We start from the raw sequence: 4245 nt of genomic DNA, 5'->3' as shown, positions 1-4245 counted from the left end.
CATCATCTGAAGCAGGTGCTATATCTGTTTCAATTTTATAAATTTCATGGTCTAATTCATCATATTTATCAAATAAATTTTTAAAATGACTGTCTTCAACTTTTAATGTATGAATCTTCTCTTCAAACTTTGGGAATGCTTCTGCTAAATTATGTTTTTTAATCATATCTATTGGTTTTAATTTTTTTATAAAGTTACTTTTTAAAACCCTAAAAAAATATGATAAATATCAGGTATAAAAAAAGCCCCATAATAAATGAGGCTCTTTAAAATTACTAGTAATGTAATCTTAGTCTGTAACTTTTTGATTAGCATTTGGTCTATTGGTAACAGAAGTTTGAATTAATTCATATGTTCCATTATTTGGTTTTAATAAGTAAACAGCTTTAGCACCATTTGTAAAAGCCATTCTGTTATTGTTAGAAATCATTTCAACGTCTTTTTTTTCTACTATTTTATCATTTTCAACAAAAATGATTTTAAAATCAATATTATCTGTTTTTGTAGAAGTAAATTTTACATTTGATAAGGGACTTTGATTCATTTTAACACCATCAATGAAAACTGTAAATAATTTTGAATCTTCGGTATAAACTTCCACTTCATTAGATTGTGCTTGCATAAAATAAGCAAACAAAATAAAGGCAAATGAAAATATAATTTTTGTTTTCATAATTTAATTTTTATTAGTGTCTTTAAAAAAGTAAAGATATAAAAAAATCTATTTACTTGTTTTTTTTAGGATAAATATCTAATTTTAAATTATTAATTTTAAATGAATTATACTTACATATATGAATCAAAGATTAGATCTAACAATTGAAAAGCCTTGTTCAGAAAATTTTAAAGAATTTATTTCTACAGGAAAAGGTGGTTTTTGCAATTCATGCAATAAAGAAGTAATAGATTTTAGTATTATGAATGATGCTGAAATAGTAAAGTACTTTAATTCTAACAAAGAAAAAACTTGTGGTAACTTTCGTAAAGATCAATTAAAAATATATTTAGATTATCAGCCATCATATTTAAATAATAAATTTAATTTTTTGAATAAAAGTGTATTGGGTTTTTCTATAGTGTCACTTTTGTCTTTCAATTATGGATTTACACAAGATAAAAAATTAGACTCAACTTTTCATAAATCACAAAATTATGATTTAAATAAAAAAAAATCGGATACTATTATAAAACCTATGAAAATTATAGTAAAAGGTAAAGTTTCTGATGAGCTAGGACCTCTAGCAGGAGCTAGTGTTGTAATAAAAAACACAATTATTGGAGTAACAACTGATTTTGATGGTAATTTTGTATTTAAAGAACCAATAGATAAAGATGCAATATTAATATTAAGTTTTGTTGGTTTTAAAAAAGTTGAGTTCAAAGCTTCTGAAGCAAATGATATTACTTTACTGTCATCTATGGAGTCATGTGATTTTATCATGATGGGAGAAGTTTCAACTAATAAAGTATACAAATCTAATTGTACTTTTTTACAAAAAATATCTGGATTTTTTAAAAATGATTAAAAATATACTACTATACTTATCTTTATTTGTTACAATAATTGGTAATGCCCAATTAGCAGATTTTGAAAATGTTGATTTTAGAGAAGCAGATAAAGTAGCCATCAGTCTTTATGGTAATGATCTTAAAAGTTTACCAATATTAGCGTATAATTTAACTCATTCATTGCCTTCTGATGTGGAAAAATTTAGAGCAATATTTATGTGGGTTTCAACAAATATTGAAAACGATTATAAATATTATTTAAAGAATGCCAAAGAACGGAACAGATTAAAAAAAGATAGCGTTGCTCTTAAAGTTTGGAATAAGGAGTTTAGTGTAAAGGTTTTTAAAAAATTATTAAAGGAACAAAAAACGGTTTGTACGGGTTATGCTTATTTAATAAAAGAGTTATCAAATTTAGCCAACATTGAGTGTGAAATGATTGATGGTTATGGACGTACAGTAAATGACAATAATAAAGAGCCTTATATTCCTAATCATTCTTGGAATGCTGTTAAGTTGAATAATAAATGGTATTTGTGTGATGCTACTTGGGCAAGTGGTGTTTTTGATTTAGATAAATATGATTTTGAATTTCATTATAATAATGGTTACTTTTTATCTAATCCAGAAATGTTTGCCACAAATCATTTTCCTCTAGATAGTAGGTGGTTGTTGACTGAAAAAGAAAACAAACTTAGTCAATTTCTAAAAGCTCCATTTGTCTATAGAGACGCATTTAAATATGAAATAATGTCCTTAGAACCTTCAGTTATGTTTCTTGAAGTAAATCAATATTACGAGGTGTCTTTTGTACTGAAAGATAGAGTGTCAATTGATATAGATGCTATTAGTGTTGAACTTGTTTCAGGAAGTTATAATAAATCAACCAAACCTAGTGTAATTAGAAATGAAGATGGATTTATTGAATTAAAATATTTATTCAACGCTAGAGGTGACTATGATGTGCATATAAAGTTAAATGAAGACTATCTATTTACATATGTTGTAAAAGTGAAAAGGGAAAAAAAATAACTTTTTTCCCTTTTTCTATTTTATTAAACTAATAATTTACTTTTAGACAATTGGTTCAGCATACAAATCAAATTCTGTAGCATCAGTAATTTTTAACATTACAAAATCTCCTGTTTTTAAATAGAATTTTGAAGCATCAATTAAAACTTCATTATCTACATCTGGACTGTCAAATTCGGTTCTACCAATAAAATGTTGACCTTCTTTTCTGTCAATCACACATTTAAAAGTCTGACCAATTTTTTCCTGATTCAAATCCCAAGAAATTTGTGCCTGAATATCCATAATTTTAAGAGAACGGGCTTGTTTGACATCTTCTGGAACATCATCTACTAAATTATAAGCATGTGTGTTTTCTTCGTGAGAATAAGTAAAACAACCTAATCTTTCAAAACGCATTTCTTCAACCCAGTTTTTCAAAATTCGAAAATCTTCTTCAGTTTCTCCCGGATAACCAACAATTAATGTTGTACGAATTGCCATTTCTGGAACAGCTTTTCTAAAGTCTTTTAATAAATTAGTTGTTTTCTCATAAGTAGTTCCTCTTCGCATTGATTTCAGAACGCTATCAGAAATATGTTGTAACGGAATATCAATATAATTACAGATTTTTGGTTCGCGTTTCATCAATTCCAAAACTTCCATCGGAAATCCTGTTGGAAATGCATAATGCAAACGAATCCATTCAATTCCTTCAACTTTTACCAAATTTTCTAGTAATTCAGCTAAATTTCTTTTTTTGTAAATATCTAAACCGTAATATGTTAAATCTTGAGCAATTAAAATCAACTCTTTAACTCCGTTTTTAGCTAATTTCTCAGCTTCAATAACTAAATGTTCAATAGGAGTAGAGACGTGTTTACCACGCATTAATGGAATGGCACAAAAACTACAAGGTCTATCACAACCTTCTGCAATTTTTAAATACGCATAATTTTTTGGAGTTGTAGTTAAACGTTCACCAATCAATTCGTGTTTGTAATCTGCACCTAATGCTTTTAATAATAAAGGTAATTCAGTTGTACCAAAAAATTGATCTATATTCGGAATTTCTTTTTCTAAATCCGGCTTATATCGTTCAGATAAACAGCCAGTTACGAAAACTTTATCAACTAAACCTCTTTCTTTTTTATCAGCATATTCTAAAATCATATTTACTGATTCTTCCTTTGCATTGTCGATAAAACCACAAGTGTTGATTACGATGATATTTCCTTCATCTTCTTTAGCTTCATGCGTTACTTCTTTGCCATTGGCTTTTAATTGACCCATTAAAACTTCACTATCATAGACGTTTTTTGAACATCCTAGCGTAATAACATTGATTTTATTTTTCTTTAACGATTTGGTTCTCATAGAATTGAAAGTTTATTTCTGAGTTTTGGAGTGCAAAATTACGCTTTTTAAATGTAATTGTTTTGGTTTGAGTAATATTTATGATTTTCTTTATTAACATAACTATTTCAAATAAAAAAAAACTACTTCATTTGAAGTAGTTTTTAGATTTTTTATAAGTAATTTTTAAAAGGTTACAGTGTAACTTAAGCTTACAGTATCATTTTTATTATTGATTCTAGCTTGATCATTCATTCCAGATGAAATAAAACTTTGACTGTAATTTCTATGGGTGTTTGCGTAAGATAAATCAATTCTAGCATTATTAAAGCTGTATCCTAAACCACCAGAATATCCAATTAAATCTCC

Annotated in this window: 4 protein-coding genes and 1 pseudogene; 2 read left to right on the top strand and 3 right to left on the bottom strand. The window is 26.9% G+C overall.

Annotated features, from left to right (window positions below; translation table 11 throughout):
- Positions 1 to 289: 289 nt before the first annotated feature.
- Positions 290 to 673 carry a hypothetical protein gene (locus tag AACZ53_RS14020; RefSeq protein ID WP_339839737.1) on the bottom strand — a complete coding sequence of 128 codons (384 nt, stop codon included), beginning with the start codon at positions 671 to 673 and terminating at the stop codon, positions 290 to 292.
- 121 nt (positions 674 to 794) lie between these two features.
- Between AACZ53_RS14020 and AACZ53_RS14015 the strand changes: the two genes are divergently transcribed.
- Together AACZ53_RS14015 and AACZ53_RS14010 are read left to right on the top strand one after the other, a co-directional pair.
- Positions 795 to 1526, top strand: a complete 732-nt coding sequence (locus AACZ53_RS14015; protein ID WP_339839735.1) for a carboxypeptidase-like regulatory domain-containing protein — start codon at positions 795 to 797, stop codon at positions 1524 to 1526.
- Positions 1519 to 2541, top strand: a complete 1023-nt coding sequence (locus AACZ53_RS14010; RefSeq protein ID WP_339839732.1) for a transglutaminase domain-containing protein — start codon at positions 1519 to 1521, stop codon at positions 2539 to 2541. The genes AACZ53_RS14015 and AACZ53_RS14010 overlap by 8 nt, the downstream gene beginning before the upstream one ends.
- Before the next feature lie 42 nt (positions 2542 to 2583).
- Here the strand turns inward: AACZ53_RS14010 and rimO are convergent, their stop codons facing one another.
- Positions 2584 to 3897, bottom strand: a complete 1314-nt coding sequence (gene rimO, locus AACZ53_RS14005; RefSeq protein WP_339839729.1) for a 30S ribosomal protein S12 methylthiotransferase RimO — start codon at positions 3895 to 3897, stop codon at positions 2584 to 2586.
- A 165-nt stretch (positions 3898 to 4062) separates the two neighbouring features.
- A pseudogene (locus tag AACZ53_RS14000) lies at positions 4063 to 4245 on the bottom strand (transporter); the annotation flags it as partial.

The organism is uncultured Flavobacterium sp. (genome assembly GCF_963975005.1).
In the GTDB taxonomy this organism is placed as follows: domain Bacteria; phylum Bacteroidota; class Bacteroidia; order Flavobacteriales; family Flavobacteriaceae; genus Flavobacterium.
The sequence above is the reverse complement of the archived record's forward strand: the minus strand, read 5'-3'. Positions and strand labels throughout refer to the sequence as shown.